The sequence below is a fragment of the Ruegeria arenilitoris genome (assembly GCF_013030265.1).
Classification (GTDB): Bacteria; Pseudomonadota; Alphaproteobacteria; order Rhodobacterales; family Rhodobacteraceae; genus Ruegeria; species Ruegeria arenilitoris_E.
Genome location: NZ_WPZQ01000007.1, coordinates 34,773 through 51,779 on the forward strand (window position 1 = coordinate 34,773; position 17,007 = coordinate 51,779).

General features: G+C 56.1%; 18 protein-coding genes. 10 read left to right on the forward strand and 8 right to left on the reverse strand.

Going from position 1 to position 17,007, the window contains the following annotated elements; genetic code table 11:
- Nucleotides 1–8: 8 nt before the first annotated feature.
- From GOX61_RS13500 to GOX61_RS13515, 4 genes are read right to left on the reverse strand one after another with little or no spacing between them, the layout of a single operon-like run.
- A complete protein-coding gene (locus GOX61_RS13500) occupies nucleotides 9–773 on the reverse strand; it encodes an SDR family NAD(P)-dependent oxidoreductase (RefSeq protein WP_170334462.1) in 765 nt (254 codons plus the stop codon).
- On the reverse strand, nucleotides 770–1,771 hold the full coding sequence (locus GOX61_RS13505; protein ID WP_170334465.1) for an LLM class oxidoreductase: 1,002 nt from the start codon (nucleotides 1,769–1,771) through the stop codon (nucleotides 770–772). Before GOX61_RS13505 ends, GOX61_RS13500 begins: the two co-directional genes overlap by 4 nt.
- A complete protein-coding gene (locus GOX61_RS13510) occupies nucleotides 1,771–2,556 on the reverse strand; it encodes a CmcJ/NvfI family oxidoreductase (RefSeq protein WP_170334467.1) in 786 nt (261 codons plus the stop codon). The genes GOX61_RS13505 and GOX61_RS13510 overlap by 1 nt, the downstream gene beginning before the upstream one ends.
- Before the next feature lie 37 nt (nucleotides 2,557–2,593).
- On the reverse strand, nucleotides 2,594–2,896 hold the full coding sequence (locus tag GOX61_RS13515; protein ID WP_170334469.1) for a DUF1330 domain-containing protein: 303 nt from the start codon (nucleotides 2,894–2,896) through the stop codon (nucleotides 2,594–2,596).
- Nucleotides 2,897–3,002: 106 nt separating this feature from the next.
- Here GOX61_RS13515 and GOX61_RS13520 point away from each other — a divergent pair, with 106 nt between their 5' ends.
- Together GOX61_RS13520 and GOX61_RS22615 are read left to right on the forward strand one after the other, a co-directional pair.
- Nucleotides 3,003–3,917: a LysR family transcriptional regulator gene (locus tag GOX61_RS13520; RefSeq protein ID WP_170334471.1), complete on the forward strand. Its 915-nt coding sequence runs from the start codon at nucleotides 3,003–3,005 to the stop codon at nucleotides 3,915–3,917.
- Between the two features lie 17 nt (nucleotides 3,918–3,934).
- A complete protein-coding gene (locus GOX61_RS22615; RefSeq protein ID WP_170334473.1) occupies nucleotides 3,935–4,153 on the forward strand; it encodes a LysR substrate-binding domain-containing protein in 219 nt (72 codons plus the stop codon).
- A gap of 243 nt (nucleotides 4,154–4,396) precedes the next feature.
- Here GOX61_RS22615 and GOX61_RS13530 read toward each other — a convergent pair whose 3' ends face one another.
- The 4 genes from GOX61_RS13530 to GOX61_RS13545 are packed head-to-tail and all read right to left on the reverse strand — an operon-like array spanning nucleotide 4,397 to nucleotide 9,515.
- Nucleotides 4,397–5,341, reverse strand: coding sequence for an ABC transporter substrate-binding protein (locus GOX61_RS13530; protein ID WP_170334475.1), 945 nt, complete (start codon nucleotides 5,339–5,341; stop codon nucleotides 4,397–4,399).
- A gap of 48 nt (nucleotides 5,342–5,389) precedes the next feature.
- The gene (locus GOX61_RS13535; protein ID WP_170334476.1) at nucleotides 5,390–6,397 is read right to left on the reverse strand and encodes an ABC transporter permease; all 1,008 of its coding nucleotides are present in this window, start codon (nucleotides 6,395–6,397) and stop codon (nucleotides 5,390–5,392) included.
- The gene (locus GOX61_RS13540; protein ID WP_170334478.1) at nucleotides 6,394–7,920 is read right to left on the reverse strand and encodes a sugar ABC transporter ATP-binding protein; all 1,527 of its coding nucleotides are present in this window, start codon (nucleotides 7,918–7,920) and stop codon (nucleotides 6,394–6,396) included. Before GOX61_RS13540 ends, GOX61_RS13535 begins: the two co-directional genes overlap by 4 nt.
- Nucleotides 7,921–7,961: 41 nt before the next feature.
- The gene (locus GOX61_RS13545; RefSeq protein WP_170334480.1) at nucleotides 7,962–9,515 is read right to left on the reverse strand and encodes a UxaA family hydrolase; all 1,554 of its coding nucleotides are present in this window, start codon (nucleotides 9,513–9,515) and stop codon (nucleotides 7,962–7,964) included.
- Between the two features lie 84 nt (nucleotides 9,516–9,599).
- On the opposite strand from GOX61_RS13545, the gene GOX61_RS13550 reads away from it, so the two are divergent.
- The 8 genes from GOX61_RS13550 to GOX61_RS13585 are packed head-to-tail and all read left to right on the forward strand — an operon-like array spanning nucleotide 9,600 to nucleotide 16,884.
- Nucleotides 9,600–10,337 carry a GntR family transcriptional regulator gene (locus tag GOX61_RS13550; RefSeq protein WP_209016337.1) on the forward strand — a complete coding sequence of 246 codons (738 nt, stop codon included), beginning with the start codon at nucleotides 9,600–9,602 and terminating at the stop codon, nucleotides 10,335–10,337.
- The gene (locus GOX61_RS13555) at nucleotides 10,334–11,386 is read left to right on the forward strand and encodes an aldo/keto reductase (protein ID WP_170334482.1); all 1,053 of its coding nucleotides are present in this window, start codon (nucleotides 10,334–10,336) and stop codon (nucleotides 11,384–11,386) included. Before GOX61_RS13550 ends, GOX61_RS13555 begins: the two co-directional genes overlap by 4 nt.
- Nucleotides 11,376–11,804, forward strand: coding sequence for an RbsD/FucU family protein (locus GOX61_RS13560; protein ID WP_170334484.1), 429 nt, complete (start codon nucleotides 11,376–11,378; stop codon nucleotides 11,802–11,804). Before GOX61_RS13555 ends, GOX61_RS13560 begins: the two co-directional genes overlap by 11 nt.
- Nucleotides 11,801–12,631, forward strand: coding sequence for an amidohydrolase family protein (locus GOX61_RS13565; protein WP_170334486.1), 831 nt, complete (start codon nucleotides 11,801–11,803; stop codon nucleotides 12,629–12,631). The genes GOX61_RS13560 and GOX61_RS13565 overlap by 4 nt, the downstream gene beginning before the upstream one ends.
- Nucleotide 12,632: 1 nt before the next feature.
- The gene (locus tag GOX61_RS13570; protein ID WP_170334487.1) at nucleotides 12,633–13,745 is read left to right on the forward strand and encodes a fumarylacetoacetate hydrolase family protein; all 1,113 of its coding nucleotides are present in this window, start codon (nucleotides 12,633–12,635) and stop codon (nucleotides 13,743–13,745) included.
- Between the two features lie 12 nt (nucleotides 13,746–13,757).
- The gene (locus tag GOX61_RS13575; RefSeq protein ID WP_170334489.1) at nucleotides 13,758–15,260 is read left to right on the forward strand and encodes an aldehyde dehydrogenase (NADP(+)); all 1,503 of its coding nucleotides are present in this window, start codon (nucleotides 13,758–13,760) and stop codon (nucleotides 15,258–15,260) included.
- A gap of 8 nt (nucleotides 15,261–15,268) precedes the next feature.
- On the forward strand, nucleotides 15,269–16,024 hold the full coding sequence (locus GOX61_RS13580; protein WP_170334491.1) for an SDR family oxidoreductase: 756 nt from the start codon (nucleotides 15,269–15,271) through the stop codon (nucleotides 16,022–16,024).
- A 17-nt stretch (nucleotides 16,025–16,041) separates the two neighbouring features.
- Entirely contained in the window at nucleotides 16,042–16,884 is an 843-nt protein-coding gene (locus tag GOX61_RS13585) for a fumarylacetoacetate hydrolase family protein (protein WP_170334493.1), read from the forward strand.
- Nucleotides 16,885–17,007 lie beyond the last annotated feature (123 nt).

Below are 17,007 nucleotides of genomic sequence, written 5' to 3' on the forward strand. Positions count from 1 at the left end.
GTGGGCACTTAGATGGTTAAGGCACTAATCGCCTTCACCACTTCCTTGGCCTGCCCCAAGTCGATGGAGCCAAAGGTACCGGCGTCATTGTCCCAATAGCGGCCTGAGGCAGTGGCAAAATCATCATCCAAGGCGAGGCGGCACAGGATATCAGCACCGATTTGCATATCATTCCCTGTGACCCCGAAACCCTCTTTCACCATCTTGGACGCCAGCAGTGAACCGGGATTGACTGCGATGAATTTGGGGCCTGTTGGGTGCGCCGCTGCCATCTCAGCAGACCAAAGAGCAATTGCGCGTTTGCTCTGTGCGTATGCCCCCATGTCATCCAGATGTCTTTCGCCTGATAGGGCCGCGACATCGACAGGAGCTTGCGCGGCGGAAGACAGGTTGATGACGCGAGCATCGCTTGGAAGAAGAGGAAGCAACGCAGTGGTCAGGACATGCGGTGCCAAGGTGTTGACGACAAAGCGAACGTCCTGCCTGTTTGGCAGGATCGGATTGGGTGTTTTGTAAACGCCTGCATTGTTGACCAAAACGTCGATCCTATTGTGATTGGCCGCAATGGCCTTGGCCAACTCCCGAGTTGCTTCAAGAGACGCCAAGTCTGCTTCGTAGGCAGCGACGTCACCTCCGACGTCTTTGGCAGCAGCCTCCAGTTTGCTGGAATTGCGACCATGAAGAATGACCCGGTGACCTCTGGCGGCAAGGGTCTTTGCCGTCAGCAAGCCGATGCCATCGGTTGATCCGGTGATGAGAATGGTTTTGCTCATTGCATGTTTCCTTGAGTTGGAAATTCCGGAAGTACCTCGTCGGCGAGGCGCTTCATCGTGTTTTCAATATCTGCCTGATTAAACCGCAGGTTCAGGGCGACGTGGTTGATCCCGTGCTCACGCAACTCGCACAGATAGGATTTTAGGAAGGCAACCCCAGAACGGAACCCCAGATGTATGGGCCGTGGCTCTGCCTTGTCATCTGAGACAAGATCAACGTAGAGCGACTGCATTACCGGCTTGGCCTGCGCGCCTGCCTCCGCACCGCGCGCGCGATAATCCCGGACAATCTGCGCCTGTGATGCGATATCGCGCGGATAGGTCATCCAGCCGTCACCATGTGCAGCGACCCAATCAGGGGATTGTTGTGAACCACCTGTGATGAGGATGGGCATCCGTGCGCCTGTTGGTTTGGGCAACATATCCATCGAACCATTCAGGGAACCATGATCGCCGTTATAACTCGGATAGTCAGTGCCCAATGCACGGATATAGGCAAGGCTTTGGCGGAACCGTACACCCCTGTTGGGGAAGTTCATGCCCAAGGCGGGGTATTCTTCCAGTCGATCACCAGAGGCAACACCCAGCAAAAGTCGCCCACCAGACAGTTGGTCGACAGATGCCGCAGCCTTAGCCACATGGGCAGGATGGCGCAGGGGCAGGATAATACTGGCAACTCCAAGAGCAATGTCACGGGTCAGACCCGACAAATGACCAAGATATACAAACGGGTCAAACGTCTGCCCCGCATCCCCAAAACTCGGTACATTGAACGGCACGTCCCGCAGCCACAGCGCGGCAAAGCCAAGCTCATCAGCCAGCTTCGCCCGCTCGAGATGCCGCGTCATATCGGGCACAGGGTTGGCGTGGTGCGCGTCCAGCGGGACAACCAACCCAACGCTCAATGCACCCGGCTGGAATACAGTGTTGTAGGCACGATTCAACTTCGGGAACGTGGCAGGTTCGTCTGCGACAAACGTGGTTTGAAGGTCTGTCATTATTTCCCCCCGTAATGCACCAAGGCGCGGCTTTCGATGCTTTTACGCGGGGTGGTGATCTTTGGATCCTCCACCATGTCGAGCGCAGAATGGGCAATCGAGGGCTTGCCCCGATTGTCATAGATATTGAACACAGCTAATTCGTCGGGCGTCATACGTGATTGATAAATCCATTCGTGGTCCGGATTCGCTACAAGCCCCATGATCTGCCCACGCCGATCCGGATAGATCAGATCAAGCAAAAGCCAGTCTTCCTCCGACACACTTGAAGGCCGTACAAAGCCCAAGGGGGCTGAGTTGATCGGGTTTTCGATCGGGCGCCAGACATTGATGAAACCATAATGACCATCTGACCATTCCCTGGCTTTTTCTACGCCGAGAATGTCGGTCAATCGTTGCTGCGCACCTTCGGGGCTATAGTCACTGTGGACATTACGCGCTGGTTTCCGGATGGCATTGGGATCATCCACACGGACGGTATGGTCGAAAACAATGACTTCTTTCGCGCCAATCTCGCGGGTCAGAAGATCTGTCAACTCCTGATCATAAGCCGGCTGCCAAGCGCGGTCTTTGCCAAAGATGCTCACTTCAGAGCGAGAGTTGAAAAACCCAACACTATCACCTGCGAAGTTCACACTGGCACCAGCACGGACATCACTCAATTCAACTTCGGTCACAACCTGTTCGGGCGAGATCAGCTCTCCAACAACACCTCCGGCATCAATGTGGTAAGCTTGGCGCGTAGGTGCGTGAACGTGGTAGTTGACGGTCGCCTTTGGGATCATCTTTAGCTTCCTCGAAAATTAGGGCCTGTGCAACACATCAGGCCAGGTCGTCCTTACCTTCGATCACAAAATGATAGCTTTCCGAGCCCTTGGTGCGAGCGTCGAGATGAGGCCTGTATTCCGGGTCATTCATAAAGCTCATGGCAGCTTCCTTAGACGGCCATTCTAGAATGATGCGTAACGCGGCAGCTTGCTCGCTGCCTTCTACCTGCTCGTGTGATGCCGTGCGTGCCAGATACCTGCCACCGTGCTTGGCAACCAACTTGTTCGCCGTTGGTAGATAGTCGGGAATCCAGTCCTCGCTGGACGGTGTGACTGCCAGTACAGAATAATAGGCCATGGGGTGCCTCCTTGAGGTTCGTGTCGTTCGATGGAGATATGCCCTATTGCAAAACCAGAAAAAACTAAGGCTAATTTGAAAGCAGAATTCTGGTTTTGGATATAAAATGGAAACGGACACCCTTCGACTTTTTGTTCTTGCCGCCGACAAGCTGAATATCAGTGCAGCCGGCCGCGAGCTTGGTCTTGCACCCTCGGTGGCCAGCGCGTGGATGACAAAACTGGAGAAAAGCATCGGCGCTGACCTCCTCCACCGCTCCACTCGGAAAGTCGCCCTGTCGACCGAAGGGTTGGAGTTTCTGCCCTACGCCAGAGATATCATTGCGCGCGAAGACGCAGCCAGGGCGGCCCTTGGACAAGGTCGCGCAGAGGTATCAGGCACCCTGCGCTTCACCGCTCCCAGTACATTCGCGCAGCTCTATATCGCGCCCATCTTGCCGGACTTCATGGAGAAGCAACCCAAGCTTCGCCTGGATATGCGTTTGTCGGATAAGCAATTTGATCTGATCGAAGGAAGTTTTGACCTGGCAATTCGCAATGCCGTCCTGGAAGACTCTACGCTACGTGGTCGCAAACTTGCAGACGACACCCGCGTTCTCTGTGCTTCGCCGGACTACCTGCAAAAACATGGCTATCCAGATACGCCTGAAGATCTTCAGCACCACCACCTCGTTGCATTCGGAAACGATGCGCCGCAACGCATGGTCAGAGATGATGGCACATTTTCCGAGTTCGATCCAAATGCCGGAGGCTGCAAACTTATCATTGATGACGGACATAGCCACAAGGTCGCGACACTCTCAGGAGCAGGTATCGCACCACATTCTTTGTGGAGCGTCCATAGTGAGCTTTCTTCCGGAAGCCTCGTTCGTGTACTTCCAGACTACACCTGTTTCGCAAATACTGCGCTTTGGCTAATCTATCCACAGACAAATGTGCTCTCGGCCAAAGTGCGCGTTTTCATGGATTTCTTACTCGAACGCATCGGTCGAAATCCGGAATGGCTCAAGCCTAACCGTTGAAGGGGCAATCCAGTCATGTGAACGAAGTCAGACGCATGATCGAATGCGGATTGGGTATTGGCTTCCTTCCAGTTCATTTAGCTGACCCTTACGCAGCAAGAGGCGACCTGTTCCACCTTCCGCCCTATGAGAACGAGCCAAGCGCAACTGTTTTTCTGATCACAAATCAGGCGGTCTCTCTGTCGGAAGCGGAACAGGTGCTACTCGAAGAGATGCAACGGAACTCGAATACATAAGGATGAATTCCCAGTATGCGAACGGTATTGCCCGAGTTCTCTACCAAGTGCACCGCTGAACATACCTGCTCGACAAACGATCTGTTTCCAGAAGCCACATGTTCAAAACACCCCCTCCATCCGAGGGATAAACCGAATGTACCTACCCAGCACGCCTTCGCATCCATTCGCCTGGCAGACTTCAGATCAAAGCATCCGGCCCACCCAAAAGGCAGGCCGGACCGCTCAATCAACTAAAATTTCTTAGTCGTACAAAACGGCTGCGATCTTCGGGTCATCAATGTTCGAGGCGTCGTAATAGTAGAAGCCCGTGTCGATCAGGCCTGGAACCTCTTCCCCGTTCAGAGCCGCAACCGCTGCCTTCACCGTCTCATAGCCGATGCCCACAGGGTTTTGCGTGATAGCGCCCGCCATTAAACCGCTCTTGATTGCGTCTTTCTGGGCCTTGCCGCTGTCATAGCCGATGATGACCAGACCTTCGGTGCCCAGTTCCTGAACACCATTTACCACGCCGATAGCAGAGCCTTCGTTGGTGCCGAAGATGCCATTCAGATCGGGGTTCGCCGTCAGGATCGCCTTGGTGACTTCGGTCGATTTCAGGTGGTCACCCTGGCCATACTGAACCGTGACAACTTCGATATCCGGGTACTTCTCGGCCATGCGATTGACGAAGCCATCGCGGCGATCAATACCGGTGCGGCTGGTCTGATCATGCGCGACAACAGCGACTTTGCCTTTGCCACCAATTTTCTCTGCCATCTTGTCGGCTGCGAGCCCGGCTGCCGCCAGGTTATCCGTTGTCGCGGTTGAAAGCGGAATGTCACTGTCAACGCCGCTGTCGAAAGCGATGATCGGAATGCCCTTTTCGTTGGCCTGCTTCAAAAGCGGGATTGCGGCTTGGCTATCCAAAGCGGCAAAACCAATGGCTTTGGGGTTGTTGGCCAAAGCGGCAGCCAGCATGTCGATCTGGCGGTCAACCATGGTCTCATTGTCTGGGCCTTCGAAGGTGATTGTGACATCAAATTCGTCAGCCGCCTGTTCCGCACCCGACTTTACCGCCTGCCAAAACTGGTGCTGGAAACCTTTCGAAACCAATGGGATGTAAACTTCTTCGGCTGCCGCCATCGAGGCGGGTCCTGCCAGGGTGACTGCACTCAGCGCCCCCAGAATGAAACGACGTGAAAACATGTTTTTCTCCTCCAGTTGGTCGTTTTGATTATTGATTTAGTTGCTTGGTCATCCCGATTTCTTGCGCCGTGCCATATCGGCATAGACTGCCAGGATGATGATTGCTCCGGTCACAACGGTCTGCCATTCCTGCGCGACGGACAGCACGCGCAAACCGTTGGTCAGCACGGCCATAATCAAGGCACCAATGAGCGTACCCAGAATCGTCCCGCGCCCGCCGGACAGAGAAGTCCCTCCGATCACCACGGCGGCGATCGCCTCCAGTTCGTATCCAAGTCCCAATGCCGGTTGCGCGGAATTCAGACGCGAGGCGATCAAGATGCCGGCGATGCCGCAGATCGCGCCGGCTAGCGCGTAAATGCGCATCTTCCACATGTCGGTGTTTACGCCGGACAGACGCACTGCTTCCTCATTGGAACCAAGCGCAAAGGTGTACCGGCCCAGAACCGTGCGCCCCAGAATGTATGAGGCTGCGATAGCCACAAGGAACAGGATCAGCACACCATTGGGGATGGGCAGAGACGGAAAAACCTCGCCGATCAGTGACCCGCGCGAAATTTGGTCAAAGCCCGGCGTGTCATTGAAATAGATCGGCCTTGTGCCCGAGATTACCAGCGACATACCCTTGAGGATTAGCATCATGCCCAAAGTCGCAATGAAGGGCGGGATCTTCATCTTGGCCACAAACGTACCCGAGCACAGACCGCAAAGCGCCCCCGCCGCGATGGCCGCTGCGACACCCAACAGCAAGGGCATCCCCAGATAGGTCAGAACAACGCCCGCGATCACCGCACAGAAGGTCATCAATGTGCCCAGCGATAGGTCGATCCCGCCGGTGATGATGATCAGCGTCGCAGCCACCGCCAGCACCCCGTTGACCGAGGTCGCCTGCAAAATCGCGATCATGTTCGAGGTCTGCATGAAATTCGGCGACGCGATCGAGAAGCCGATCAGCAGGGCGATCAAACTCGCGAACGCCAGCAGTTTTTGGTAGGCACCACTTTCCGACAGACCCGCGAGGGGTTTCTTCTTGTCGATATCCGTAGCTGTGGTCATTGGACTGTCCCTGTTACCTGCATCGCCGCCGCGCGCTGCGTGGCCAGATGCATAATGTCTTCTTGAGTGGTGTCTTTTCCGCCGGGTAGAATGCCGGTCAGTCGGCCTTCGCACATCACGGCGATGCGATGGCTGAGGCGCATGATTTCGGGTAGTTCCGATGAGATCACGATGATCGTCTTGCCTTGCCCCGCCAGGTCTTCCAGCAGTTTGTAAATCTCGGATTTAGCGCCGACGTCGATACCCCGCGTGGGTTCGTCAAAAATCAGGATATCGCAGTCGCGGAGCAGCCATTTGGCGATGACCACCTTCTGCTGATTACCCCCCGACAGCAGTCGAACCTCCTGAACGTCAGATGGCGTTCTAATGCCCAACTGCTTAATATAGCTTTTGGCGGTGTCGCTGATTTCACTATCGTGCAGAACCCCGCCTGCGCCGGTGAATAGGTCCATCGAGGCAAGCGCGATGTTGTCGCGTACATTCATACCAGTGGCGAGACCGAAATGCTTTCGGTCCTCGGACAGGTATCCAATCCCCGCTTTGACAGCGTCAGTTGGTGATTTGATCGACACCACCTGCCCATGTACCCGGATTTCGCCGCTATCCTTGGGGTCGGCCCCGAAAATAGCGCGCGCGACCTCGGTACGACCTGCGCCCATCAGACCGGCAAAGCCCAGAATTTCACCCTTTTTGACCGAAAAGGTGACGTCTTGAATTTCTTTGTCCCGGTTCAGTCCGGTGACCTGCAGAGACAACTCAGCGTCGCCCAGATCAGGTACGTCCAGCGGCTCTTCATTGACCTGACGTCCAACCATCATAGCGATGATCTGGCTGATCGGGGTTTCGGCAGCCCCTACCGTTCCGACATATTCCCCATCGCGCATGACCGTCACGCGATCTGAAATCTGCTTCAGCTCATCCATCTTGTGACTGATATAAACGATACCCACGCCCTCGGCCTTGAGGCGGCGGATGATCACGAACAGCTCCGCAATCTCGGCGTCATTCAAGGCCGCCGTGGGCTCGTCCATGATCAGCACTTTGGATCGGAACGACAGCGCCTTGGCGATCTCGACCATTTGCTGTTTTGCGATGGTCAGGCTACCCACCAACGCCTTGGGATCAAGGCTGAGGTTCATCGAGGCAAAGATTTCGGCGGTCTGCGTATTCAGTGCCGCCTCGTCCAAACGGCCAAAACTTTTGCGAGGTTCGCGTCCGATAAAGATATTCTGAGCAACGGTCAGGTCGTTCATCAGGCTCAGTTCCTGATGAATGATCCCAATGCCCAGATCCTGTGCCTCACGCGGAGTTGTCGGGCTAACCTCGCGCCCTTCGATCATCAAGGTCCCGCCATCGCGCTGATAGATACCCGACAGGATCTTCATCAGCGTGCTTTTCCCGGCCCCGTTTTCACCCATAAGCGCGTGAACTTCGCCTGGTTCCAGATCGAACTGCACGGATTTCAGTGCGTGCACGCCGGGGAAGAATTTATTAATCCCCGTCATTTCGACCAGTTTAGTCATGCTTCCTCCCATGTGCCCTTCTCCCTTGGGCCAAACGCGGATTACATCACCGCGCCGATTTGCCAGGGAACGAATTCAACGCCCCCAAAGCCAAGTTCCTCGCTTTTTGTTTTGTTGCCCGAGGCGACGCGGATCAGCATCTCGAACAGTTCTTCGCCCTTAGTCTCGATGCTGATTCCATCGGTGACGATGTCGCCGCAATTCAGGTCCATGTCGTCAGCCATGCGTGCATACATTTCGGAATTGGTGGCCAGCTTGATACAGGGCGTCGGCTGGTACCCCGACACTGATCCTCGCCCGGTGGTGAACACGATCAGGTTCGCGCCTGAGGCCACTTGTCCGGTCACCGAACATGGATCAAACCCGGGACTGTCCATGAAGACAAAACCTTGCTTGTCGATCATCTCGCCGAACTTGTAGACATCTCGTAGCGGCGCGGTGCCTCCTTTAGCGACAGCGCCCAGCGATTTTTCGAGAATTGTCGTGAGCCCGCCGCGCTTGTTGCCGGGGCTGGGATTGTTGTCCATCTCACCGCCGTTGCGGGAAGTGTAATCTTCCCACCAATGGATACGGTCGATCAGCTTTTCGCCGACCTCTACCGTCTCGGCGCGCCGGGTCAGCAGGTGTTCCGCCCCGTAGATTTCCGAGGTCTCCGATAGGATCGTCGTGCCGCCGTGGCGCACCAGCAGATCCGAGGCATATCCCAATGCCGGATTCGCGGTGATCCCCGAGTATCCATCTGATCCCCCACATTGCATGCCAACCGTGATGGCACTAATCGGTGCTGGTTTCCGCTGGGCCTGATTGGCCAGTTCCGCGATGCCGCGCAACTCTTCCAGCCCTCGCTCGATAGTGCGGCGCGTCCCACCCTCGTTTTGAATGGTCATATAGCGAAGCGCCCCGTCAGCGCGGATTGGACGCCCTCCGACAAGATCGGCCACTTGCATGACCTCACATCCCAGACCGATCAGCAGGATACCTCCGAAATTCGGATGTTGCGCATAACCGGCCAGCGTCCGGAACAAGGTGGCATAGCCTTCATCCTTACCGGACATTCCACAGCCAGTCCCATGCACGATTGGGACAACACCGTCGACATTGGGAAAACTGTCCAGCAACCCAGACTTTTCAGAAGCTTCGGCAATGAAACGTGCAACAGAGCCCGAGCAGTTCACTGTGGTCAAAATGCCGATGTAATTGCGTGTGCCCACTCTGCCGTCGGCTCGATGGTAACCGTCGAACGTTCGACCTTCGTTCAAAGCAGACAGCGGCGTGTTCGCGCTTGCATGCGCATAGTCCTGCTGGTGCGCCCCCATACCAAGATTGTGCACATGGATATGTTCACCCGGCGCGATGTCGCACTTGGCCTGCCCGATGATCTGGCCATAACGGATAATGTTCGCGCCAGCCTGAATTGGAGCCACAGCAATCTTGTGACCGCGGGGGACTGAAGAGACTAGCGGCACTGGAGCAGAAGCGGGCTGCTCACCCGCCTCCAAGTCCCGCAGAGCTATGACGATATTGTCTTGTGGATTGAGCTTCACGACGTCGCGCGCCGCCTCCTCCAATACACTTATGCCGCTATGTGCTTGCATGTCTTCCCCGCTTGCATGGCCAATGTTGCTAAGCTCAAAATCGTTACTTGTCAACTAACATGTTAGAATGCTAAATTGCTAAGCATGAACAAACAACAAGACATAGACGCCGCTTTGCTGCCTGAGATCACGACAACCGAAGGGTCGCTGACTCAACGGGTCCACCACTCACTGAAGCAGGCGATTCTGTCGCTGGACTTTCCACCCGGCGCAAATCTGCGAAAGGCACCTGTGTGTGAGCGACTGGGTGTTTCTCGCGCCCCTGTTGCCGATGCGATTGCACGACTGGCCTCTGAAGGATTGGTGGATGTGGTGCCGCAATCTGGAACCCGCGTGTCCTACTTTTCGATGGCCGAAATCCGCGAAGGTGTTTTCCTGCGCGAGGCACTTGAGCTCGCAACCGTCGCCAAGGTTGCACGCGATCTGACCGACGATCAGCGCAAACGGTTAAGCCGCAATATGCGCCTGCAAGAACTGTTGATCGAGGATGAGGACATCCCCGGCTTTTATCAGGCCGATGAAGAGTTCCATGCTCTGCTGATGGAATTCACCGGCTTCCGACGCCTCGCGGACGTGGCACAGACCGTTTCCCTGCAGGTCAGCCGCGCCCGTATGCTGCTGTTGCCTACACCGGGCCGGATCGCCGAAACACTGGCCGAACATCGGGCAATTTTCGAGGCGATCAGCAATCGCGATGAACAAGCCGCGCAGGACGCCATGCGCATTCACCTTGGGCAGTTGATGCCACGTATCGAGCAACTGGAGCGGCAAAAGCCTCATTTGTTCAACCTCACGCCACAGCCGGATAGCGAGGCAGGATGACCGTTTCTCAGACAGAGCCATTGAACAATCGTACTGCGCGGCCTGTTCCACTGACCCGGATGGGTTTTGGCGGAGCGCCGTTGGGAAACCTTTACCGCAAAGTATCCGATGTTGACGCACAAGCGGCGTTACAGGCGGCATATGACGCTGGCATCCGCTTTTTCGACACTGCGCCGCAATACGGACTTGGCCGGTCCGAAAACCGGTTTGGCGAAGCGATTGCCCGGTTCGGTCGCGAGAACATACAGCTTTCGACCAAGATCGGTCGCCTTCTGCTGGATTGCGAACCGCATGAGGTGACACCCGAAGCCTTCGTCGACGTGCCCCAAAAGAGGATCGTGTTTGACTATACCTATGACGGGGTAATGCGGTCTTACGAGGCCAGCCGCGACAGGATCGGTGTCGCCAATTCTGATATCCTTTTGGTCCATGATGTTTGTGTCTTCAGCCAAGGCAGTCAGGAATTGTCTGATGCCAAAGTGCGCGAGCTTTTTGATGGCGGGGGATACAAGGCGCTGACGGAATTGCGCGATGCAGGCGAAATCGCCGCAATCGGCGCAGGCGTAAACGAATGGCAGGTTTGCGAAAAGCTTCTTGGGCTAGGTGACTTTGACGGGTTCTTATTGGCAGGGCGGTATACGCTGTTGGAACAGGAAGCCCTCGACAGTTTCCTGCCGCTCTGCGAGCAGCGCGATGTCGGGATCATCCTGGGCGGGCCATACAACTCGGGCATTCTCGCAACTGGGGCAGTGCCCGGTGCCAAGTACAATTACGCGGACGCGCCCGAGGACATTCTGGATAGGGTCCGCAAGATCGAAATCGTTTGCGCAGCCCACGGAACTCCGCTGATCGCTGCAGCGCTGCAATTTGTTCTGGGTCATCCTTGTGTGAAAACAGTGGTACCCGGAGCCGTCAACGCATCCGAGGTGCAGTCCAATGTTGCGCTGATGGAGCGCGACATTCCTCCGGGTCTGTGGTCGGATCTGAAATCCGAAGGCCTGATCCGCCCGGACGCACCTATACCGAGTGAGGCTGCAGATGCTGCGTAACATCAACCCGATACTTTCGCCGGATCTTCTCTATACCCTGAGGGCCATGGGCCACGGGGATGAGATCGTAATAGCAGATGCGAATTTCCCGGGGTCTAGCAGTGGGCCGGAATGCATCCGGGCGGATGGGTCTTCGGCCAGCGAAATATTACAGGCCGTGTTGTCCGTGATGCCCTTGGACACGTTCGTTCCTGATCCGGCTTTGACCATGCAGGTTGTCGGAGACCCGGACGCAATTCCTGACGCTGTTGCGGACTTTCAGCGCATCATCGACGCGACCGCAGACACTCCGTCAAAGATCCAAGGGCTGGAACGGTTTGCTTTCTACGAGCGTGCCACCAACGCTTTTGCCATCGTTCAGACAGGCGAGCGCAGACTCTATGGCAACATCATTCTGAAAAAAGGTGTGATCGGATGAGGATCGACGCGCATCAGCATTTCTGGGTTCTGGCGCGCGGCGACTATGGTTGGTTGACGCCCGAACTGGGCGCGATCTACAGGGATTTTACTCCAGAAGATATAGCGCCTCTGCTCTGTGCTGCTGAGATTGATGGCACAGTCCTTGTGCAAGCGGCACCGACTTTGGCCGAGACCGAATACATGCTCTCTCTGGCAGATCAGAACGCGTTCATAAAAGGTGTTGTGGGTTGGGTTGACTTTGAAGCCGTTGATGCGTCGGCACAGATCGCCGCTTTGGCCACACACCCAGCACTGGTCGGCCTTCGCCCGATGATACAGGACATCGCTGATCCTCTGTGGATGCTGGGCGGCACGCTGACACCGGCTTTCGAAGCAATTCAGCGACATGACCTGACATTCGATGCCCTAACCTTGCCCCAGCACCTGGGCCCGCTCAGGCAATTTCTTGAACTCCGGCCCGATATGCGCGTGATCATCGACCATGGATCGAAGCCACTGATCAAAGACGCGATCATGGGTGATTGGTCCGAGAACATGGCAGCATTAGCCCGAGAAACAAGCGCCTGGTGTAAACTGTCGGGCCTGGTAACCGAGGCTGTCGCAGATTGGACGATAAAAGACCTGCGACCGTACGTAGATCATTTGCTGAACACCTTCGGTCCGTCGCGCCTGATCTGGGGCAGTGACTGGCCAGTTTGCACCTTGGCCTGCAGTTACCAGCGCTGGCTTGAAACCACCGATATGCTGCTAAGCCAACTGAGCAACGCAGAACGCCAAGCAATAATGGGTGGGAATGCCGCCCGGGCCTATAACCTCAGGGACTGAAATGAATATACCCACACTGGATTCAAACGGGCTGTGGCTCGGGCGTGTTGAACGCGCCGGGATCGGCCCCAGCGTGGTAACACTGCGCCATGGGCGAGTTGTAGATATCACGTCGAAAACGGCACCAACCGTCCGGGATATCATGGAACGCGACGATACAGCGGACTATGTACAAAAAGCTCAAGGTCAAGATATCGGCCCGCTGGACACTGACCACCGATGGCTCGCCCCGTGTGACTTGCAGGCCATAAAGGCCTGCGGTGTCACATTTGCCGGGTCTATGGTCGAACGCGTGATCGAGGAACAGGCTGCGGGTGATCCTGCCAAGGCAGATGCGATCAGAGCGCGCATCGGGGACCGGATCGGGGACAGCCTCTCGAACATCGTACCGGGATCGAGCGATGCCGCTGAGGTCAAAGAGGCCCTGATCGCCGAAGATCTCTGGAGCCAATACCTGGAAGTCGGGATTGGCCCCGATGCCGAAGTGTTTTCCAAAGCACAGGTTTTGTCCTCAGTCGGGTTTGGTGCAAGTATCGGGCTTCACCCCATTTCAACCTGGAACAACCCCGAGCCCGAAATTGTTCTGACCGTGACTTCGCAAGGTGAAATTAAGGGGGCAACACTTGGGAATGACGTAAACCTGCGTGATGTCGAAGGCCGTTCAGCCCTTTTGCTGAGCAAGGCAAAAGATAACAATGCCTCTTGCGCAATCGGGCCGATGATAAGGCTGTTTGACGAGACATTTTCGTTGGACGATATACGTCAGGCCGAACTAACGCTTACCGTCACAGGACCAGATGGGTTTGTGTTAGACGGTAGCTCATCGATGTCCCAGATTAGCCGTGATCCAGTAGATCTTGTGAAGCAGACCATCGGACGCCATCATCAATATCCTGACGGGCTGATGCTATTTCTCGGAACTCTATTCGCCCCAACCCAGGACCGCGATACTCCCGGTGGTGGATTTACTCATAAGCTTGGCGATGTCGTCACCATTGCCAACGCACAACTTGGGGCGCTGACAAACACGGTGCGCCTGTCGACGGAATGCCCCGAATGGACCTTCGGGGCGTCTCACCTGATGCGAAACCTCGCCCATCGCGGCCTGCTGTAAGAGAGAACTAACATGTTGACTGGAAAACACCTGATCGCTGGCGAATGGGTCGGCGCAGAAGCAACCTTTGCGTCGGAACCCGCGCATGGTCCCAGCCATGACTTTGCCCTGGGAACCCCCGTGCTTGTCGACCGAGCCGTGAAAGCCGCTGAGGATGCCTTTGCCAGTTTTGGTTGGTCCACGCGCGCCGAGCGCGCTGCGCTGCTGCGAAAAATCGCGGATGAAATTGATGCGCGAGGAGATGCGATCACCGAAATCGGAACACAGGAAACCGGACTGCCCGAGGCACGCTTGCAGGGTGAACGTGGTCGCACCGTGGGCCAGTTGCGACTGTTCGCAGATCATATCGAGGCCGGAGACTACCTTGATCACCGCCACGACACTGCCCTGCCGGATCGTGCACCCCTACCCCGCCCCGACCTTCGGATGATCCAGCGGCCGCTGGGCCCTGTTGCTGTATTTGGTGCGTCTAACTTTCCTTTGGCATTTTCTGTCGCGGGCGGCGACACAGCCGCAGCGCTGGCTGCGGGGTGCCCGGTCGTCGTCAAAGGTCACTCGGCCCATCCTGGTACTGGCGAGATCGTGGCCCAAGCAATCGACGCCGCCATCAAGGCGACCGGTGTTCATCCCGGAGTGTTTTCGTTGGTTCAGGGCGGCAAACGCGATATTGGCACCCGTTTGGTACAACATCCGCTGATCCGGGCGGTGGGCTTTACCGGCAGCCTGGGTGGAGGGCGCGCCCTGTTTGATCTGTGCGCGCAACGCGATGAGCCCATTCCGTTTTTTGGAGAGCTGGGTTCCGTCAACCCAATGTTCATACTGCCACGAGCCGCAGCCGCGCGCGGAGTTGAGATCGGTGCGGGCTGGGCGACTTCGCTGACGATGGGCGCAGGTCAGTTCTGCACCAATCCCGCTATCGCTGTGATCATTGACGGTCCGGATGCCGATGCATTTCAGTCCGCAGCCGAGGCCGGCCTGTCTTCGGTGGATGACCAGACCATGCTGACCGATGGAATTGCGGCGGCGTATCGGGACGGAGTTTCACGTGTCGCCGCTGGAACAGGTGTTTTGAAGGTCATGGGCACCGGATGCGACGGGCGCGTCTCTGCTCCATATCTTTTCACCGTTTCCGGTGATGACTGGCTCGCCGATCACAAATTGCAGGAAGAGGTCTTTGGACCCTTAGGCATTATAGTGCGCGTGAAAGACATTGAGCAGATGCAACAAATCGCCAGGGCCATAGAAGGCCAGCTGACATGCACGCTGCACCTCGATGAAGACGACAAACCCGCAGCTCAGGCATTGCTGCCGCTGCTTGAGCGAAAGGCAGGGCGCCTGCTTGCCAACAGCTTTCCCACAGGGGTCGAAGTTTGCGACAGCATGGTCCACGGCGGCCCTTACCCTGCCTCGACCAATTTTGGTGCAACATCCGTCGGGACATTATCGATCCGGCGTTTTCTGCGACCGGTTTGTTATCAGGACATCCCATCTGACCTTCTGCCCGAGAAACTGTGAGGTTGCCCATGTCGACATTCAAACCATCCAACCGGCTTGCGGATAAGACCGCTTTGATCACGGCGGCCGGTCAAGGCATTGGACGCGCAACCGCAGAACTGTTTGCGGCCGAAGGTGCCCGTGTGATCGCGAGCGACATCAACGATGCTTCGCTTGCCGAATTGGGCAGTATCCCCGGGATTGAACCGCTCAATCTGGACGTAACGAACAATGAGGCCGTGACCGCTGCAATAGCCAACCTGCCAAATCTGGACGTTTTGTTTAACTGTGCGGGTTATGTTGCCGGCGGCTCAATCCTTGAGTGCAGCGAAAAAGACTGGGATTTCAGTTTTGATCTCAACGTCAAAGCGATGTTCAGACTGATCCAGCTGACCCTTCCCGGTATGCTGGAAGCAGGCGGCGGGTCGATCATCAACATGTCCTCGGTGGCATCATCCATGAAGGGTGTACCCAACCGATTTGCCTATTGCGCCTCAAAAGCGGCCGTAATTGGCTTGACCAAATCTGTGGCTGCCGATTTCGTGACCCAGGGCATCCGCTGCAACGCAATATGTCCGGGCACCGTCGACAGCCCGAGCCTGCATGAAAGACTGCAGGCCACCGGAGACTATGAACAGGCAATGACCGATTTCATCGCCCGTCAACCGATGGGTCGAATTGGCACAGCGGAAGAGATCGCAGAACTGGCACTGTATTTAGCCAGTGACGCAAGCAAATACACTTCGGGTCAGCCCTTTGCCATCGACGGCGGCTGGACGATCTGAGCAGGAAGGACCTTATAATGAAATTGCTACGTTATGGCCCCCGAGGCGCTGAGAAACCCGGCATATTGATCTCGGACGGCACTGTTCGAGACCTTTCCGATTTGGTCGATGACATATCAGGTGAAACTCTTGGTGATGCCATTCTTGAAAAACTTCGCACTGCCGATGTGACCAGCCTGCCTGTCGTAGACGGCGATCCACGCATTGGCCCCTGCGTCAGCAATGTCGGCAAATTCATTTGCATTGGTCTGAATTATGCCGACCACGCCGCGGAAAGCGGCATGGAGTTGCCTGCTGAGCCAGTGATTTTCTTCAAGGCAACCTCTGCCATCGTTGGCCCCAACGATACGGTCGAAATTCCCCGCGGGTCTGTCAAAACCGACTGGGAAGTGGAACTGGGCGTGGTCATCGGCAAAGAGACCAAATACATCTCAGAGGAAGAAGCCTTGGACCACGTAGCCGGATACTGCGTTATCAATGACCTGTCTGAGCGTGACTTTCAGCTTCACCGCTCGGGCCAATGGGTAAAAGGAAAATCCGCCGACACGTTCGGCCCGATTGGCCCCTGGCTGGTGACCCGGGACGAAGTGCCAGACCCGCAAAACCTGCCGATGTATCTTGAGGTAAATGGGCACCGGTATCAGAACGGTTCAACCAAAACGATGCATTTTGGCGTGGCAACCGTCATATCTCACCTGTCGCAGTTTATGTCGCTGCAACCCGGGGACGTGATTTCAACAGGAACACCGCCCGGCGTCGGTATGGGGCAAGATCCGCAGATCTACCTGCAACCCGGCGACAAAATGGAGCTTAGCATAGAAGGATTAGGCGTGCAGCGGCAGGACGTTGTGGCCGGATAACCTTAAAAGGTTCAAATAATCCTCAAAACACTTGTTTAGCCAAACCCCGGATCAAGCGTTCGGGGTGTGGCCTTAAAGAGATGCGCAAACCCAAACAACACAGGCGTTGACGTGCGTATTTCA

Excerpts from the sequence above, each read along its gene's own strand:
- GOX61_RS13515 (WP_170334469.1), bottom strand. The coding sequence starts at position 2,896 with ATGGCCTATTATTCTGTACTGGCAGTCACACCGTCCAGCGAGGACTGG.
- GOX61_RS13585 (WP_170334493.1), top strand. The coding sequence starts at position 16,042 with ATGAAATTGCTACGTTATGGCCCCCGAGGCGCTGAGAAACCCGGCATA.
- GOX61_RS13520 (WP_170334471.1), top strand. The coding sequence starts at position 3,003 with ATGGAAACGGACACCCTTCGACTTTTTGTTCTTGCCGCCGACAAGCTG.
- GOX61_RS13510 (WP_170334467.1), bottom strand. The coding sequence starts at position 2,556 with ATGATCCCAAAGGCGACCGTCAACTACCACGTTCACGCACCTACGCGC.
- GOX61_RS13555 (WP_170334482.1), top strand. The coding sequence starts at position 10,334 with ATGACCGTTTCTCAGACAGAGCCATTGAACAATCGTACTGCGCGGCCT.
- GOX61_RS13570 (WP_170334487.1), top strand. The coding sequence starts at position 12,633 with ATGAATATACCCACACTGGATTCAAACGGGCTGTGGCTCGGGCGTGTT.
- GOX61_RS13575 (WP_170334489.1), top strand. The coding sequence starts at position 13,758 with ATGTTGACTGGAAAACACCTGATCGCTGGCGAATGGGTCGGCGCAGAA.
- GOX61_RS13580 (WP_170334491.1), top strand. The coding sequence starts at position 15,269 with ATGTCGACATTCAAACCATCCAACCGGCTTGCGGATAAGACCGCTTTG.
- GOX61_RS13545 (WP_170334480.1), bottom strand. The coding sequence starts at position 9,515 with ATGCAAGCACATAGCGGCATAAGTGTATTGGAGGAGGCGGCGCGCGAC.
- GOX61_RS13540 (WP_170334478.1), bottom strand. The coding sequence starts at position 7,920 with ATGACTAAACTGGTCGAAATGACGGGGATTAATAAATTCTTCCCCGGC.
- GOX61_RS13505 (WP_170334465.1), bottom strand. The coding sequence starts at position 1,771 with ATGACAGACCTTCAAACCACGTTTGTCGCAGACGAACCTGCCACGTTC.
- GOX61_RS13500 (WP_170334462.1), bottom strand. The coding sequence starts at position 773 with ATGAGCAAAACCATTCTCATCACCGGATCAACCGATGGCATCGGCTTG.
- GOX61_RS13535 (WP_170334476.1), bottom strand. The coding sequence starts at position 6,397 with ATGACCACAGCTACGGATATCGACAAGAAGAAACCCCTCGCGGGTCTG.
- GOX61_RS13530 (WP_170334475.1), bottom strand. The coding sequence starts at position 5,341 with ATGTTTTCACGTCGTTTCATTCTGGGGGCGCTGAGTGCAGTCACCCTG.
- GOX61_RS13565 (WP_170334486.1), top strand. The coding sequence starts at position 11,801 with ATGAGGATCGACGCGCATCAGCATTTCTGGGTTCTGGCGCGCGGCGAC.
- GOX61_RS13560 (WP_170334484.1), top strand. The coding sequence starts at position 11,376 with ATGCTGCGTAACATCAACCCGATACTTTCGCCGGATCTTCTCTATACC.
- GOX61_RS13550 (WP_209016337.1), top strand. The coding sequence starts at position 9,600 with ATGAACAAACAACAAGACATAGACGCCGCTTTGCTGCCTGAGATCACG.